13 protein-coding genes and 1 pseudogene are annotated in these 16,137 nt (G+C 67.3%); 10 read left to right on the plus strand and 4 right to left on the minus strand.

The features are described 5' to 3' along the window. The first annotated feature begins 22 nt into the window (after window positions 1-22). On the plus strand, window positions 23-541 hold the full coding sequence (locus OHA10_RS21310) for an RNA polymerase sigma factor (protein ID WP_371400508.1): 519 nt from the start codon (window positions 23-25) through the stop codon (window positions 539-541). Then, complete coding sequence (locus OHA10_RS21315) at window positions 534-1,712, plus strand: hypothetical protein (RefSeq protein WP_371400509.1); 1,179 nt, start codon at window positions 534-536, stop codon at window positions 1,710-1,712. Before OHA10_RS21310 ends, OHA10_RS21315 begins: the two co-directional genes overlap by 8 nt. A gap of 58 nt (window positions 1,713-1,770) precedes the next feature. Here the strand turns inward: OHA10_RS21315 and OHA10_RS21320 are convergent, their stop codons facing one another. Together OHA10_RS21320 and OHA10_RS21325 are read right to left on the minus strand one after the other, a co-directional pair. Further along, the gene (locus OHA10_RS21320) at window positions 1,771-4,389 is read right to left on the minus strand and encodes a hypothetical protein (RefSeq protein WP_371400510.1); all 2,619 of its coding nucleotides are present in this window, start codon (window positions 4,387-4,389) and stop codon (window positions 1,771-1,773) included. Between the two features lie 127 nt (window positions 4,390-4,516). Continuing rightward, the gene (locus OHA10_RS21325; RefSeq protein WP_371400511.1) at window positions 4,517-5,533 is read right to left on the minus strand and encodes an aldo/keto reductase; all 1,017 of its coding nucleotides are present in this window, start codon (window positions 5,531-5,533) and stop codon (window positions 4,517-4,519) included. 97 nt (window positions 5,534-5,630) lie between these two features. On the opposite strand from OHA10_RS21325, the gene OHA10_RS21330 reads away from it, so the two are divergent. From OHA10_RS21330 to OHA10_RS21365, 8 genes and pseudogenes are all read left to right on the plus strand, one after another. Continuing rightward, complete coding sequence (locus OHA10_RS21330) at window positions 5,631-6,650, plus strand: zinc-binding dehydrogenase (protein ID WP_371400512.1); 1,020 nt, start codon at window positions 5,631-5,633, stop codon at window positions 6,648-6,650. A 32-nt stretch (window positions 6,651-6,682) separates the two neighbouring features. Further along, window positions 6,683-7,408: pseudogene (locus OHA10_RS21335) on the plus strand (SDR family oxidoreductase). Between the two features lie 116 nt (window positions 7,409-7,524). Then, complete coding sequence (locus tag OHA10_RS21340; protein ID WP_371400513.1) at window positions 7,525-8,898, plus strand: ABC transporter substrate-binding protein; 1,374 nt, start codon at window positions 7,525-7,527, stop codon at window positions 8,896-8,898. Between the two features lies 1 nt (window position 8,899). Further along, a complete protein-coding gene (locus OHA10_RS21345; protein WP_371400514.1) occupies window positions 8,900-9,841 on the plus strand; it encodes a carbohydrate ABC transporter permease in 942 nt (313 codons plus the stop codon). A 2-nt stretch (window positions 9,842-9,843) separates the two neighbouring features. Further along, window positions 9,844-10,746, plus strand: coding sequence for a carbohydrate ABC transporter permease (locus OHA10_RS21350; protein ID WP_371400515.1), 903 nt, complete (start codon window positions 9,844-9,846; stop codon window positions 10,744-10,746). Between the two features lie 28 nt (window positions 10,747-10,774). Further along, complete coding sequence (locus OHA10_RS21355; RefSeq protein ID WP_371400516.1) at window positions 10,775-11,956, plus strand: mandelate racemase/muconate lactonizing enzyme family protein; 1,182 nt, start codon at window positions 10,775-10,777, stop codon at window positions 11,954-11,956. Beyond that, the gene (locus OHA10_RS21360; RefSeq protein WP_371400517.1) at window positions 11,953-12,291 is read left to right on the plus strand and encodes an L-rhamnose mutarotase; all 339 of its coding nucleotides are present in this window, start codon (window positions 11,953-11,955) and stop codon (window positions 12,289-12,291) included. Before OHA10_RS21355 ends, OHA10_RS21360 begins: the two co-directional genes overlap by 4 nt. Further along, window positions 12,288-13,124 carry an amidohydrolase gene (locus OHA10_RS21365; protein WP_371400518.1) on the plus strand — a complete coding sequence of 279 codons (837 nt, stop codon included), beginning with the start codon at window positions 12,288-12,290 and terminating at the stop codon, window positions 13,122-13,124. Before OHA10_RS21360 ends, OHA10_RS21365 begins: the two co-directional genes overlap by 4 nt. On the opposite strand, the gene OHA10_RS21370 is transcribed toward OHA10_RS21365, so the two are convergent. Further along, a complete protein-coding gene (locus OHA10_RS21370) occupies window positions 13,109-13,891 on the minus strand; it encodes a FadR/GntR family transcriptional regulator (protein ID WP_371400519.1) in 783 nt (260 codons plus the stop codon). The genes OHA10_RS21365 and OHA10_RS21370 overlap by 16 nt on opposite strands. 74 nt (window positions 13,892-13,965) lie before the next feature. Further along, entirely contained in the window at window positions 13,966-16,071 is a 2,106-nt protein-coding gene (locus OHA10_RS21375; protein WP_371400520.1) for a hypothetical protein, read from the minus strand. Window positions 16,072-16,137: the final 66 nt, after the last annotated feature.

Consider the following 16,137-nt stretch of genomic DNA (forward strand, 5'->3'; position numbering starts at 1 on the left):
GGGTCCGATCTGGGGAGTGGTGATGGCTGACGGCGACACGACGGACATGGTGCGCGAGCTTTATGAGGGGTGTTACCGGCGCCTGGTCGGGCAACTGTTCGCGATCTGTGGGGACCTGGGCGAGGCCGAGGACGCGGTCCAGGAGGCCTTCGTCCGGGCCGTCGAGAAACCGCGGCGGTTCGCCCAGCTCGACAACCCGGAGGCGTGGCTGCGCACGGTCGCGCTGAACGCCGTACGCCGGCGCTACCGTCGCGCGACGCGGTTCCACGGGTTGTTCGCCCGCGCAGGTCTGCCCGAGGACACGATGACCGGTCTGTCCGCGGACCGGGTCGCGCTGGTCGACGCCCTGCGACAGCTCCCGTACGAACAGCGCGAGGCGATCGTGCTGCATCACATCGTCGACCTGCCGGTGCGCGAGATCGCCGTACAGCTGCGGGTTCCGGAGGGGACGGTCAAGGCACGCCTGTCCCGGGGCAGGGCCGGTCTGGCTCCACTGATCCACGAGTTCGCCGACGACGCCGAGGAGGTCAACCATGTCTGAGCTGAAGGAACTGTCCTGGGAGGTCCAGGAGACCGTCCAGCCGTTGCCCTTCGAGGTTCTCCAGCGTCGTGGCGTACGCCGTCGTCGGCGTCGGCAGGCGCTGACCGGCGCGGGAGTCGTCGTGGCGGTGACGCTCGCAGTACTCGCGGCGGTCCTGCCGCTCGGCACGGTGACGGGGACCGAGAAGCCGCCGGCGGCCGGTGTGTCGATCCCGGTCGACCAGGCGGCCGAGAAGCTCATCCACAACCAGAAGTCGGGCTTCGCCGGCATCGCCTACGCCTCACCGACCCGCTGGGCCGCGACGTGGATGCTGGCCCAGCCGGGATACACCTGGAACTACGCCGCGGTGCTGAGCCGTGACGGTGTGCGGACCACCGCGCCGGTGAGCAAGACCGGGTACGCCGTGGTGGCGGACGGCGACGACGTACTGGCGCTGTCGACGCCGACGAGCATGAAGGGCAGCGACCCGACCTGGGCCCAGGCCCTGATGGTCGCCCTGACGGACAAGGGCCGGGTCGAGAAGAAGCTGCACTGGGCTCCGCCGACCAACGAGTTCGGAGACGGCGACGTACTGCTGGGCGACGGCCCCCTGCGCGCGCTGAATCCGGAGACCGGGACTCTGCGGGAGGTGAAGATCCCCGGGGTCGACAACATCTACAAGCCCCAGCGCGACAGCACCGGCCGATGGTGGATGGTCGGCGCCAGGAACAGCGGTGTCGGGAACATCTACTGGACCGATGACCACGGCAAGACCTGGGGCCACTCGGTCATCAGCCCGGGCCGGGTGCATGGCCAGCTGGGAGTCAGCCCGGACGGCAAGACGTTGGTGGTGATCGTGGGCAGCAAGCCCGAGATGTCCAGGCTGGACGAGGAGGTGCCACTGCGGTTGTCCACCGACCGGGGTCACCACTGGACGACGGTGGCCACCCGGAACTCGACGTACCTGTCGTCTCCTGTTGCCTTCGACAACGGAACTGGACTCGCGCTCTACCAGAAGGGCCCGGACCGCGAGCTGCTCCGGCCCGGTGCCGGTACGCCGTTCACTCCACCGACCGACCTGGGCGGAATGACCGCGGTGGGCGACTTCGTCTACGGGATGCAGTACAACGGCAACCAGGTCATCACCAGCACCGACCACGGCAAGACCTGGAAGTACTTCGCGCCCCGCTAGGCCGCAGACCTTCCACCTGGTGGGGTGGAAGGCCTGCGGGTCATGAGTGGATCGTGGCTCAGCCGGCGAACTTGACCGAGTCGAACTGGTTGATTGCCGACTGGGTCACGTCGTGCGAGGTGGAGAAGATTCCTGCGTCCTGCTGTGCCGCGGCCGACGGCAGGGTCACCGGCGCGCCGACCGGGACGTAGTTCGTACCGTCGTAGGAGTACGACGCGCTGAACGACGTACCGGATCGGGTCAGCTTGACCCAGACCGGACGGTAGTTGTCGGTGCTCGCGCGGGCGTCGGTGTCGAGGTAGCCGTCACCGTTGGAGTCCCACTCGAACACGACGCCGTTGCGGGCGGTGACCGCGACGACGGCATAGCCGGCCGAGGCTCCCGGCTTCGTCATGTCGTTGCGGACCATGACACCGGACTTGGCCCAGACGTTGGCGTCGTTGACCGAGACGACCCGGGCGGAGACGCTCGACTGCGCCGCGAGCGAACCGGTCCGGTAGATCGAACCGAACTGGTCGTCGTGCTGACCGCCGGCGCCCCAGACGTCGGCGCCGGCCGCTGCGATCCCGAAGCCCGCGCCGCTCTGGCCGAAGTACGAGCTGACGGCGGACGTCCCGGCGGTGGCCAGTCCGGTTGCGACGGGCGCGGGAGCCGAGCAGCCGGTGAAGCCGAACTGGTTCGCGTTGAGCGAGGTCCGGTACTCCGGAGCGACGCCGGACGCGCAGATCACGTCACGCGCGCCCTGCGGCCAGTTGGCGCCGCTGATCTTCAGGTTGTTGATCAGCTTGTTGTTGTGCGCGGCGGCGTTCGGGGTGGAAGCTCCGCCGGAGTTGTACCAGTTGTTCTGGATGGTGTTGTCGCTGGTGTTGTTCCGCAGGCTGGAGGCGTTCGTGAACACGAAGGAGCCGCCCGAGACCACGTTGTTCTCGTAGAGCATCGAGCGTGAACCCTCGTCGAGGTACAGGCCGACGCCGGAGATGTTGAACAGGTAGTTCTGGCTGACGACCGTGCCGGGGCTCGCCGACAGGTTGTAGACCGATCCACCGTCGGCGAAGCGTGCCTTGGTGTTGTGCACGAGGTTGCCCTCGACGCGGTTGTCCTTGAGCGTGGTCGGTGTCGTGTACTTCGTGTTCCAGTTGTAGTAGCCGCGGTCGACGTAGTCGTTCGACCCGCCGGCGTCGTTGATACCCCAGCCGTAGCCGGTGTCGATGCCGTCGTACGGAACGTTGGAGACCTCGTTGTGCAGGATCTGGGCCCTGGTCACGTAGGTGCTGAGGATGCCGCTGTTGTCCTTGTAGTCCACGCCGACCCGGTTTATCGTGTTGTTCTCGATCAGGACGTCCTGGTTGGTCATCCGCGGGTCGCTCGGGTGATGCGCGTCGGGCAGTACGCCGCCGACCGCGACACCGTGGCCGCTGTTCTCGACGAACTGGTTGCCGACGACATCGATGTTGCTCGCCCCGAGGCCGACTCCGGTCACGGTGGCGTTGGCGTCGTTCCCGATCCCGAGTGCCGACTGGCCGAGGTTGGTGAACGTGTTCCGGGTGAACGTGATCCGGCTGGCTGCCGATACCTGGACGGCGGCCGGCTCCTGGAACCACGAGGTGCGGGCCCGCTCGAACATCTCACAGCCGCGCGAGCAGCTGGTGAAGGCGTCGGCCGGGCGGTAGTCGTACGCGCCCTTGATGAACAGGCCGTTCTGCTGGTCGGCGTACCCGTCGACCGACGGGCCGAGCCACGATGTACCGGAGAACTGGATGCCCTCGAAGGCGAGGCCGGTGACCGGCTCGTCGTAGGTGCCGCCAATGCTGATCAGCGACTGCAGCCGGGGAAGCTCGACGTCCAGCTGGTTCGGGTCGACACCGTCGGCCGGCTTGTAGTACAGCTTCCCGCCGGTCGGGTCGATGTACCACTGACCGACCTGGGTGAGGAAGCTCAGCGAGTTGTCGAGGTACCAGGACGGTCCGGCGAGGAACGACCTCTGGACCGTGTCCCAGCCCCAGGTGTTGTTGTCCCAGGCGGGCTGCGCCATCGTGATCGCGGTCGGGCTGATGCTCTGCACCGGCGAGTACCGGTTGGTGAAGTCGCCCAGTGACTCGAACTCGATCCGGCCCTGGTCGGGAAGGTTGGCCAGGTAGCCGAGCGCGGGGTTGTTGATCGTCAGGCCCGTCGCGGTAGGCGTGACGTCCGCGTTGGCGAGGCGGATGGCTGCGCGCGGGGCGATCACGCCGTTCACGTACAGCTGACGGGTGTCCAGGCCGGTGGGGGTGTTCGCCTCCCAGATCCCGGCGCCGGCGTCGGACTTGGTCCAGCCGGTGACCTGCGACGCTCCCGTGATGACCGGGTGAGCGCCGGGTGCGGCGGTCCAGTGGATGGTGTGGTCGCCGCCGCCGTCATCGGCTCCGAACCGGAGCGGGGCGTCCAGGCGATAGTTGCCGTCGGCAAGTTGAATGGTGACGTCGCCGTGCTTCACGGCCGGGCGGATCACCTTCTGCGCCCGCTCCAGCGAGCACGGCTTCGCCTGGCTGCAGTGGGCGGAGTCCTTGCCGTCCGGCGCCGCGTAGTACACCGTCGCGGGCGCGGCCTGCGCACTCACCGGGCTGAGCGCCGCGGCGACGACAGCGCCGGCGGCGAGCAGTGCGAGGACGGCCGCCCGGCGGCGTCGGGTCGTGGTCATCGAGCGTCGCGATTCAGACCTCAATGTCATGTTCGATCGCTTCCTGTTCTAGGGGGCGTCGATACCCCGGAACAGAGTTAGCATACGTATTATGTTTGCGACAAGAGGTCGTACGCCGTGGATCTGGCTAGCTGGTTCGGGTGGGATCCGGGGCGAGGCCGCTCGAGTGCAGCTCCTCCCACAGTGATTCGGGGATGTCCTCGCGGTACCGGTTCGCCGTACTCCGCACGTGGTGCTCGGTGCGCATTCCGGTGACGACGGACACGACCGCCGGGTGGCGCAAGGGGTACTGGACGGCGGCCGCGGGGAGGCTGACACCGTGCCGCTCGCAGACCTCGGCGACACGAACCGCGCGCTCGACGACGGCTTTCGGAGCTTGTCCGTAATCGAAGTGAGCGGAGCTGTCCACCGTCGCCGTACTGAGCAGACCGGAGTTGTAGACGGCTGCCGCGACGACACCGACGCCGCGCTCGCGGGCGATGGGCAACAGGTCGTCAAGGGCTGATCGGTCGAGAAGTGTGAACCTCCCGGCGACCATGACGACATCGACGTCCGTCTGCCGGACGAACTCGGCCAGCATCGCCGATTGGTTCATGCCGGCGCCGATCGCGCCGACGACACCCTGGTCCCGAAGCTCAACCAGAGTTGAGATTCCGCTGGACGAGGCCTCCTCCCAGTGGTCGTCCGGATCGTGCAGATAGGCGATGTCGAGCCGGTCCGTACCGAGTCGCGCAAGCGATTGTTCGACGGAACGCAGGATCCCGTCACGACTGAAGTCCCAGACCCTCCGCTTCGCCGCAGGTACGACGAACCCGTCGTCGTCCAACCGATCGGCAGTCTCCGGGCTGTCCACCAGTAGGCGTCCCACCTTCGACGAGATGCGGACGCCGGTGGTGTCGCCGAGGGCTTGTCCGAGCCGATGTTCGGACAGACCCAGGCCGTAGTGCGGTGCGGTGTCGAAGTACTGGATCCCCTCGTCGAGTGCGGCCTTGACGGCGTTCGTCGCCTGCTCGTCGGTCGTCTCGGTGAACAGGTTGCCGAACTGGGCCGCGCCCAGGCCCAGCTCGGTGAGGTGGTGGCCGGTGCGCAGGGCGCGGGTCGGCATCGGCGGCGTCGACGCGGCGGGAACTCGGTCGTTGGTCATGGCCGCGGAGTCTAGCTCGTTTGAGCATACGTATTATGTTTGCGCGGATTTTGGGTTAGGCTGCGCAAGCCCTGCCGAGCGAGAAGGAGTGAGAGCGATGTTGGCGGTGAACTATCTGGGCGCCAGGACGATGACGGTCGAGGAGCGGGAGCCGGCTGATCTTCGTCCGGGTGAGGTCCGGATCGCCGTGGCGTACGTCGGCATCTGTGGCACCGACCTGCACGTGTTCCACGGGGACATGGACGGCCGGGTCACCACGCCGGCGACGATCGGCCACGAGATGTCGGGCACGATCGTCGACCTGGGCCCGGAGGTCGAGGGCTGGTCGATCGGCGATGCGGTGACCGTGATGCCGCTCGTCTGGGACGGCACCTGTCCAGCTTGCCTGGCCGGGAACCAGCACATCTGCCAGCACCTGGACTTCATCGGCATCGACAGTCCCGGTGCTCTTCAGCAGTACTGGAACGTCCCCGCGGCGACGCTGGTGAAGTTGCCGTCCGGGGTGTCGTTGCGAGACGCCGCTCTCGTGGAGCCGGTGGCGGTCGCGGTTCACGACGTACGCCGGTCGGAGCTCGGGCCCGGTGACAAGGCCGTCGTCATCGGCGCGGGCCCCATCGGGGTACTGATCGCGACTGTCGCCGGAGCCTTCGGCGCCGACGTCGTGATCGCGGAGATCGACCCTGCTCGCAGGGCTACCGCCGCTGAGTTGGGCCTCGCGACGCTGGATCCCTCGTCGGTCGATCAGGCCGCGTGGGTGGAGAAGTGGACCGATGGTGCGGGCGCGGATGTCGTGTTCGAGGTCTCGGGCTCGGCTGCCGCCGTCCAGGGCGCCACCGATCTGGTCAAGGTTCGCGGGACCCTGGTCGTGGTCGCCATCCATTCGCAACCACGCTTGCTGGACCTTCATCGGGTGTTCTGGCGCGAGCTGCGGATCCTCGGTGCGCGGGTCTACCAGCGACAGGACTTCGAACGCGCCGCCGAACTCGTTGCTAACGGCACCATTCCCGCGGAGCAGCTGGTGACCGATGTCGTGCCGCTGACCGAGGTCCAGTCGGCGTTCGGCGTCCTCGAAGCAGGACAGGCGATGAAGCTGCTCGTCGAGGTGAACGCATCGTGAATCCGTTCGATCTGACCGGACGCCTCGCTGTGGTGACCGGTGCGAAGCGCGGGATCGGGTTCGCTGTCGCCGAGGCGCTGGCGGCTGCCGGCGCCGACATCGTCGCGGTGTCGGCGACCCTCGACCCCGCCTCGGAAGCGATCGGCGACCGCGTCCGTAGTCTCGGCCGTGACTTCTCCGGGTATCGCGTGGACTTCGCCGATCGCGCGGCGGTGATCGAGTTCGCCGAAGGGCTTGCCGCGGGCGATCGGCAGGTGGACATCCTGATCAACAACGCCGGAACCATCCGCCGTGCGCCCGCTGCCGAGCATCCGCTCGACTGATTCGACGAGGTGCTCGAGGTCGATCTCACCAGCGCGTTCGTGCTCAGCCAGATCCTGGGCCGGAGGATGCTGCAGGCGGAGTACGGCCGCATCGTCTTCACTGCCTCGCTGCTGTCGTTCCAGGGCGGCATCAATGTGCCCGGTTATACGGCCGCCAAGTCCGGCGTGGCCGGGCTGGTCCGCGCGTTGTCGAACGAATGGGCCGGCCGCGGCGTCACGGTCAACGGGATCGCTCCCGGCTACATCGCGACGGACAACACCCAGGCGCTGCAGGACGATCCCGATCGCTCCCGGGCCATCCTCGAGCGGATCCCGGCCGGGCGATGGGGTACGGCGGACGACATCGCGGGCGCCGCCGTCTTCCTGGCCTCGGACGCCGCTCGCTACGTCTCCGGGACGATCCTTCCGGTCGACGGCGGGTGGCTCGGGCGCTGACCCGCTTCACCTCTGTTCACGTGACGACCGCAATGGTAAAACGTCATACGTATGCCCTATAGTCGGGCCACGATCCACTCCGGTCGTCACCGGGGTCGACAAGACAAGGACAGCTCATGGTCGGAATCCACACGGCGGTTCCAACGCGGCGCAGGTCGGCGTTGATCGTCGCCGGGGTCTGGGCCGCAACCGCGCTCCTGGCCCTCGCCGGGTGCGGCAGCGGCACCAGCACGGCGAGCGGGTCGCGCGGCTTCCCCGAAGCCAAGCAGGACACCTCCTCGACGATCACGGTCTGGGTGGACGCCGACCGTCAGGCCGCTGCGAAGGCGTTCCAGAAGGCGAATCCGGACACCAAGATCCAGGTCGTCTCGTACGACGGCTCGGCGAACGGGTCCAACTCGTTCCGGACGAAGATGCAGCTGTTCGACCGGGCCGGCAGCGGCTGGCCGGACGTCGTCTTCTCCAGCCAGAACAACGACGCGGCGTGGGCCAGTCAGAAGAGCGGCGGCAAGCAGGCCTTCGCCGCCGTACTGAACAAAGGCCTCGTTCCTGGTGACACGCTCGCGAAGTTCACCGAAGGATCGCTGAACCCCTGCACGGTCGACGGCCAGGTGTACTGCCTGCGCAACGACCTCGCGCAGGCTGTGCTCTGGTACAACAAGAAGCTGCTCGACCAGTTCGGGTACGCCGTTCCGACCACCTGGGAGGAGTATCAGGCGCTCGGAGAGAAGGTGGCCAAGCAGCACCCGGGATACATCATCGGGACAGCCGGCGACGCCTGGACGCCCGAGGTCTTCATGTGGGCCAGCAAGTGCCAGGCCAATGACGTGACCGGTCCCAAGGCGGTCACGGTGAAGACCGACACGACCGAGTGCAAGCGGGCGGCGTCGATGCTCGACACGCTCCGCGGCAACGGAACCGTCCCCGTCGTCAGCGTCTTCACCCCGGAGTTCGTGAAGAAGTACTCCGGCAAGGTGCTGATGATGCCTGGACCGGCCTGGTACGCCGGGGCCATCTTCAACAACCCGCAGTCCCTCAACGTGCCCGCCGGCCAGCTCGGCATCGCGGACCCGCTGCCGTGGAAGGGCGAGGACAAGGCTGTCACCGGCAACGTCGGCGGCGGGACGTGGTTCATCTCCAGCCACTCCAAGAACCTCGCGGCCGCGGAGAAGTTCGTCCAGTTCGTCACGACTGCCGACGACTACCAGGTGAATGTCGCACCGGGATACCCCGCGTACGCGCCGGCCGCCGAGAAGTGGGTCGCGAAGCAGGAGTCCAGCAAGTACTTCGCGACCTCGATGCAGCCCGTGGTCACCGCCGCCTCGCAGGTCTGGGACGGCTGGGGTTACGGAATCTTCAGCCAGGAAGCGATCTGGGCGAAGACGATGACCACGGCGGTCACCGGCGGCAAGTCGCTCGTCGACCTGCTGCCGACCTGGCAGCAGGCGATCGAGAACCAGGCCAAGGTCAACGGATACTCGGTGAACTGAAATGACCATCGCTCCACCGAGCGACCAGCTGACCGCCGGCGCCCCAGAGCGCCGGCGGCCGGCCCGGCCCGACGGCCGGGCTCCCGGTCGCACGCCGATCGGCTACGCCTTCGTGTCGCTCTACGCGCTGCTCGCGCTGGCCTTCGGGGTCGTTCCATCGCTGTACGCCGTCGTGCTGGCGTTCACGAACGCCGACGGAGGCTTCGCCGGCGTCAGCAACTTCACCAAGGTCGTCGGCGACTTCCGGTTCTGGCCCGCCGTGCTCCATGTGACGCTCTACCTCGTCATCTGGCTCATCGGGCTGGTCGTCTTCGTCGTCGGCCTGGCGTTGTTCGTGCACGCCGTCCGGGTTCGCTGGGCGAGTACGGCCCTGCGGTTCGTGTACTACCTGCCCGGTGCTCTCGCCGGCGCATCGAGTGTGCTGCTCTGGCTGTTCATCCTCGATCCGACCGCCAGCCCGGTCAGTGGTCTGCTCCACGCGTTCGGGTTCGACAGTTTCGTCGCGGTCATCCAGCCCGGGCACCTGCCGGTCGTCTTCGCGATCATCGCGTTCTGGACCGGCGCGGGCGGCTGGATCGTGATCATGTACGGGGCGCTGAACAACATCAGCACCGAGGTGATCGAGGCGGCCCAGGTCGACGGCGCGAGCGTCGTACAGATCGCGCTGCGGATCCAGCTTCCGCTGCTCCGGAAGTGGATCGCCTACATGGGCGTGATGTCGCTGGCGGCCGGCACGCAGCTGTTCGTCGAACCGCAACTGCTCAGCCAGGCCAGCAACGCGGTGGTCCCGAACGACTACTCGCTGAACCAGCTCGCCTATCAGTACGCGTTCCAGCAGAACGACTTCAACGGTGCCGCCGCCATCTCGCTCATCCTGCTGGTCGTCGCACTCCTGCTGTCGTGGGTGTTCGTGACCCGCGGCGGCCTCTTCGAGAAGGAATGAGTATGCCGGCACTCTCCACCGAACGCTGCCGGGCGAACCTCCGGGGCTGGAGCGGACAAGCCGTCGCAGGCGTCGTGCTGACCCTCTTCGTGTTCTTCTTCGCCATCCCGATCGTCTGGCTGCTGCTCTCGGTCACCAAGTCCGCCAAGGCGCTGACCGTCTCGAACCCGTTCTCGATCGGGTCGTGGCACGACTTCGTCTCCAACTGGAACCAGTTGTTCGACTTCCAGGACGGGGCGGTCACGACCTGGATCGCCAACTCCGCCGTCTATGCGGTCGGCGCTCTGGTGATCACGCTGATCGTGAGCATCCCGGCGGGGTACGCACTCGCGCTCACCGAGTTCAAGTTCCGCAGGGCACTCCTGGTGCTGACCCTGGTCGTCATGCTGATCCCGAGCACCGCGCTGGTACTGCCGATCTTCCTGGAACTGAACGGCATCGGCCTGATCGGGAGTCCGCTGTCGGTGATCCTGCCGATGTCCTTCTTCCCCTTCGGCGTGTACCTCACCTATATCTACTTCTCGACGAGCATCCCGCGTGACCTGCTCGCCGCAGCCCGCATCGACGGCTGCACGGAGATCCAGGTCTTCACCCGGATCGCGCTCCCGCTCGGCGCTCCGATCGTCGCCCTGGTCGCGTTCTTCAGCTTCGTGCAGAACTGGAACAACTTCTTCCTGCCGTTCGTGATGCTGCCGTCCAGTGACGGCTACCCGGTCCAGGTCGGGCTCACCTCGCTGCTGGCCGCGACCCCCGCGTTCAATCCGAGCTCGGCGGGATCGGACTCCGTCCAGCTGCCCACTCTCGCGTTGGCCACGATCGTCTCGATCCTGCCGGTGCTGATCGTCTTCCTCTTCTCCCAACGGTTCCTCGTCGCTGGAATGACAGCGGGAGGAACCAAGGAATGACCGCCCCGGCCCACAAGGAGGACCATCTATGAAGATCACTGGATATCGCAGTCTGAGCACGGTTCACGACTGGGGGAGAGTCACCGGCGACGTCAACGGCGTACAGAGCGGCGACACCACGCCGGTCCCGGTGCTGATCGTCGAGACCGACGCCGGTATCGAAGGAGTGGGCGTCGGCGCGCACACCGACATTGCCCGGGTCTTCCCCGCTGTCGAGGGGGAGGACCCGCGATCGGTCGTGGCGTTGTACGACCGGATGCTCGACTGGGTGTTCAAGGCCGGTCATGCCGGACCGGTGTTCGGCACGATCGGGGCGATCGACACGGCCCTGTGGGATCTCAAGGCGAAGGCGGCCGACGAGCCGCTCTGGCGGACGCTCGGGGCGCGTGAACGCTTCGTTCCCGGATACGCGTCCGGCCTCGAGTACGGCCTGACCGACGAGGAGCTCGCCGAGCTCTACGGCCGGTTCGCGGACCGAGGGTTCAAGGCGGGCAAGCTCAAGGGCGGCCGCGACCTCGACCGTGACCTGCCGCGGTTGGAGATCGTCCGCGACGTGCTGAGCCGCAATTCCCGCCGGCCCGCGCTGATGTTCGACGCGAACGAGGCGTGGAACCAGGCCCAGGCCGCCCGGTACGTGGGCGCTATCGAGGAGCAGTTCGACCTCACCTGGGTGGAGGAGCCATTGCGCCGTTGGGATGCGGCCGGACTGGCCGCGTTGCGCGGCAAGGTTCGTGCTGCGATCGCCAGCGGCGAGAACCTGACCGGCCTCGAGCAGTATCGCCCGCTGTTCGATGCCAAGGCTCTCGACGTCGTCCAGGTGGGCAACGTCTGGGGCATCACCCACTTCCTCCGGGTGGCGACGCTCGCGCACGGACACGACCTGCCGGTGAGCCCCGTCGCGTACAACACGAATCCGATCGCGCACGCGGCGGCCGCCGTACCGAACCTGTTGACGTACGAGGTCCAGGATCTCCATTTCCCGGTAGGTCTGGACGTCGACCAGGAGTTCGACGACGGCGGCATCATCCTTGGCGACCGCCCGGGCCTCGGCATCACGGTGGACGAGTCCCAGCTGTCACCGGCCGGCTCCGCGGCGATCGCGCCGGCGTCGACCGGACCGCACATCCGGCCGGAGCGTGCTGCGCTGCGGCTGGTGGCCGAGCCCGACGTGATCGACGTACCCGCGGTGCCGTTGAGGCCGGTCTCGTGACGCGCGCGCCGGAGCGCCGGGCCCTCGTCGTGGGGGTGCGTCCCGAGAAGCGCGAAGAGTACCTGGCCCTGCACCGCACGGTCTGGCCGGGGGTCGAGCAGAAACTTGTCGAGTGCAACATTCGCAACTACAGCATCTTCGTGTTCGGTGACATCTTGTTCGCGTACTACGAGTACGTCGGCGACGATCACGATGCCGATATGCAACGGATCGCGGAGGACCCGACTTCGCAGGAGTGGTGGACGCACACCGATCCGTGTCAGGTGAGGATTGCCGAGGAGCGGATTCCCGGCGCGCTGTGGCAGCCGGTCGACGAAGTGTGGCACCTCGAATGACCGGAGGTATCGACGCCCACGTGCACCTGTGGGATCGAGCTCTGGACCCGCAGGACTGGATCGATCCGCAGACCATGGCGCCGATCGCGCGCGACTTCGACTCGTCCGACCTGGCTGCGATGCTCGCGTCGACGGGACTCGGGCGTGCGGTGGTCGTCCAGTCGAGCAACAGCCTGGCGGAGAGCGTCCGGCTCGCCCGGTTGGATCCGGCGGTGGTCGCGGGCGTGGTCGGATGGGTCGACCTCACTGCGGAGGTCGATCCCCAGCTCGACCGGATCCGCGAGAACGCGACCGTTCCCGTCGTGGGTGTGCGGCATCTGGTCCACATCGATCCCGATCCGGAGTGGATGTTGCGGGACGACGTGGCCCGCGGCCTCGGCGTACTCGATCGGGAGGGGCTCTGCTTCGATCTCGTCGTCCGCGACTGGCAACTCGCGCAGGCGGCGCTGGTCAGCGGTCGTCACGAGGCGCTGCGCTTCGTGCTCGATCACCTCGGTGGTCCACCCGGCCTCGGGGAGGACACGGGGGCATGGGTGGCCGGGCTGCGCGAACTGGCGCGCCGGCCGAACGTCGTCGCGAAAGTGTCGGGCCTCATCTCCGGCCTGGCGCCTGGATCGTGGCGTGCCGAGGATCTGGCCGACCGGGTGTCGATCGCTCTCGACGCGTTCGGACCCGATCGGTTGCTGTACGGATCGGACTGGCCGCTGGCCGAACTCGGCGGCGGGGCGACGGCCTGGAGGTCTGCTGTCGACAAACTGCTGGCGGAGCTGTCCGAGGCCGAACGCGAGCGGGTGTTCGGTGGTAGCGCCGCCGAGGTCTACGACCTCTTCTGACTCCGCTTCCGGCCGCGCGGTCGGGGAGCGTGGTCGGACAGCCGGCGGCGCTCCCACGACCCGTGGATGTGAGCATGCATGGCCTTCTCGGCGGCGGCCACGTCGTTCCGCCCGATGGCCTTGACGATCTCCTCGTGTTCCTTGAGGGTGAGCTCCACGGCGTCGGGCGGGTTGATGCCCTGGTACCGGCTGGACTCGACGGCTCGTTTGTAGATGTGCTTGGCGATGTTCTCCGCCAGCCGGTTGCCGGAGATCTCCATGACCGCGTAGTGGAAGATCACGTCCGCCTGCCGGAACGAGTCGGTCTCCGACTCGCTCTCCCGCATGGCGGTCAGTGCGTTCTCCAGGCGTCGGAGCTCGTCGGCGTTGTGGGATCCGGCGACCGCGCCGGCCATCGCCGCCTCGAGGCTGGCGCGAACGACGGTCAGCTCGTCGAGCACGCCGAGGCTCTCGTCGTTGTCGATCAGGGCCGACAGCACCACCGGGTCGAGCATGTTCCAGTACCCCGGCGCGCGCACCTGCGTGCCCCGGCCTTGCGAGACGGTGACCAGGCCCTTCTCCTCGAGTCGCTTCACCGACTCGCGCAGCACCGTCCGGCTGACGCCGAAATGCTCACTCAGCGGGGCTTCCGGAGGCAGCAGATCGCCCTCTTTCAACCGGCCCGTCACGATCAGATCCACGAGTTCGGCGACGACCGAGACCCCGAGCCGACCCACCGGCAGACGTCGCGGGAGGAACTGCACCGCGGGAACCGACTCCTTCACCATACGTATGATCTTAGCGACACCCCCGTACGCGCGGCCGGGCCGCGCGTACGGAGGCGGGAATCGTCCTGCTCGGGTCAGGCCTTGGTGTACGACCGGATCTCGACGCTGTACGGCGCCGCCGACAAAACATTGCTCCGGGTGTCGAAGGCCAGCTCGGCAACTGTCACCTGCGGCGCCTGGCCGACCTTGTTCGTCGCGTCGAGCGTGGTGCCGGTGAGCCGCCACAGTTTGCCGTTCGGCCGGGCATTGAAACCGTTGAACGAGAGGTTGATGTCCTGGGCATCGGCCGTCGCGTTGACCGTTGCCACCGTCAACGTCCGGCCGTCGGCCGAGAGCGTCGCCATCGTGTCGACCGGGTAGGTCGGGCTGCCCGCGTTGACGCTCGGCTGGTCGCCGCCCGGCGGGTAGTTCGGCGCGGGCTGCGGTGAACTACCGGTGAGCTCGACCGGCGTGACACCGAACCGGTCCCGGTAGAGCTTGAACAGCACACCGGCGCCGCTGTACGTCGAGTCGGTCTTGTTGTACGACAGCCACGACACCCCCATCGTGTACGCCGCCATCGTGATGAAGTCGCTCGCCCGGAACATCTCGTGCAGCATCATCGCCAGGCCGAACAGCTGCTTCATCCCGGACGCGTTCTGGAAGCCCCATTCGTCGATGCTGACCTTGATCTGGTTCTGCTCGAGCGCCGGGAAGTCGGGCTTGTACAGCTCCCAGTTCTCGCGCACGGACTTGATGTAGTTGGCGCCCCGGCGGCAGGAGTCGACCATCGATTCCGCCGGGCTGACGTTGATGTACTTGCCCTGGTCGAGGTCGAAGCGCTGGGTCGTCCCGTAGCAGTGCTCGGAGATGATCTCGAACTTACCGGCGCTGCTGGTCAGGAGCCGGTGGTTCCAGTCGGTCAGCGAACCGTACTCGACCTTCACCTTCGTCGGCTGCACGATCTGCCGGCTGCTCGGGTCGATGTAGAAGGGCAGCCGGTGGACCGTCATGCTGGCCGGGAAGCCGCCGACCGCGACGATCGCGATCGAGGGGTCGACCTTCCGCATCGCGTCCGCGAACAGGTTGTGCTTGATCATGTAGTGCGCCGGCGTCATGTAGCCGAGCTGCCAGAAGCCGAACATCTCGTTGCCGACGGCCCAGTACTTGACGCCGTACGGCTTGTGGTGACCGTTCGCGGACCTCAGGGCACCCATCGGGGTGTCGGGAGCGCCGTTGACGTACTCGACCATCAGCGCGGCCTCGCGCGCGGACCCGAAGCCGGTGTTCACGCACGGGTACGGCTCGGTGTCGAGCAGGTCGCACATCGCCAGGAACTCGTCGGTGCCGACGTCGTTGGACTGCGCCTGGTTGCGGTCCGGGTCGAACGTGGTCGGTCGCTTGTCGGGATCACCGATCGCGTTCTGCCAGTCGTGGCCGGAGACGAAGTTGCCGCCCGGGAACCGCCAGAAGCCACCGAGTCCGCGGAGCAGGTCGATGGTGTCCTTCCGGAAGCCCTTGACGTTGTCGCCGGGCATCAGCGACACGGCCCCGACGCGGAACGAGCCGGTCCCGGTGCCGGAGATCTCCAGGCTGCCGGTCGTCGTCGCGGCGCCGACCCGGAACCGCAGCGGGACCGTTGCCCAGCCCTTCTTGACCGTGACCGGCACGCTCTGGCTCTGTCCGGCTCCGTCGCCCCACGACAGCGTGGCGACGACATGCGTCCCCGGGTCGCCGGCGATCACCACGCGGCCGACGTACGCCTTGGCGGCGAGACCGAGTCCGGTCTGCTTGATACCTCGGGTCTCGGACCGGCTCAGCGCGATCTTCGGCGACTGCGCGCCGACGTACGGGTCCGTGGTGTCCATGGTGACATCGGCGGCCGTTCCCACCGGACGCCATTTCCTCGTGTTCGGGCTCAGCGTGTCGACCGCGAGGTAGAACTTCCGGTCGGCCAACACCTCCGACCAGAGGCTGTCGTAGACGAGCGTGCCGATGTGCTCGATGAACGCGCCGTACACGTACGGGAGGATCGGGGCGGACTTCTTCGTGGCGTCGATGCCTGCACTGATCGCCGGATCGGCCGCGTACGCGGTGGTGCCGACGGTGGCCGACAGTCCGGTCACGAGACCGGCTGCCATGGAGGCCTGGATTACGGTACGGCGGGTGATGCCGCCGCTTTCGGTAGACGTGCTGTCCATCTGGTCCTCAACCTTCCCTCAAAGCTGGTATGGACGGGTCAATCTGTGGTGCCCGGACCGCGTGGC

This window comes from Kribbella sp. NBC_00662 (assembly GCF_041430295.1).
GTDB lineage: Bacteria > Actinomycetota > Actinomycetes > Propionibacteriales > Kribbellaceae > Kribbella.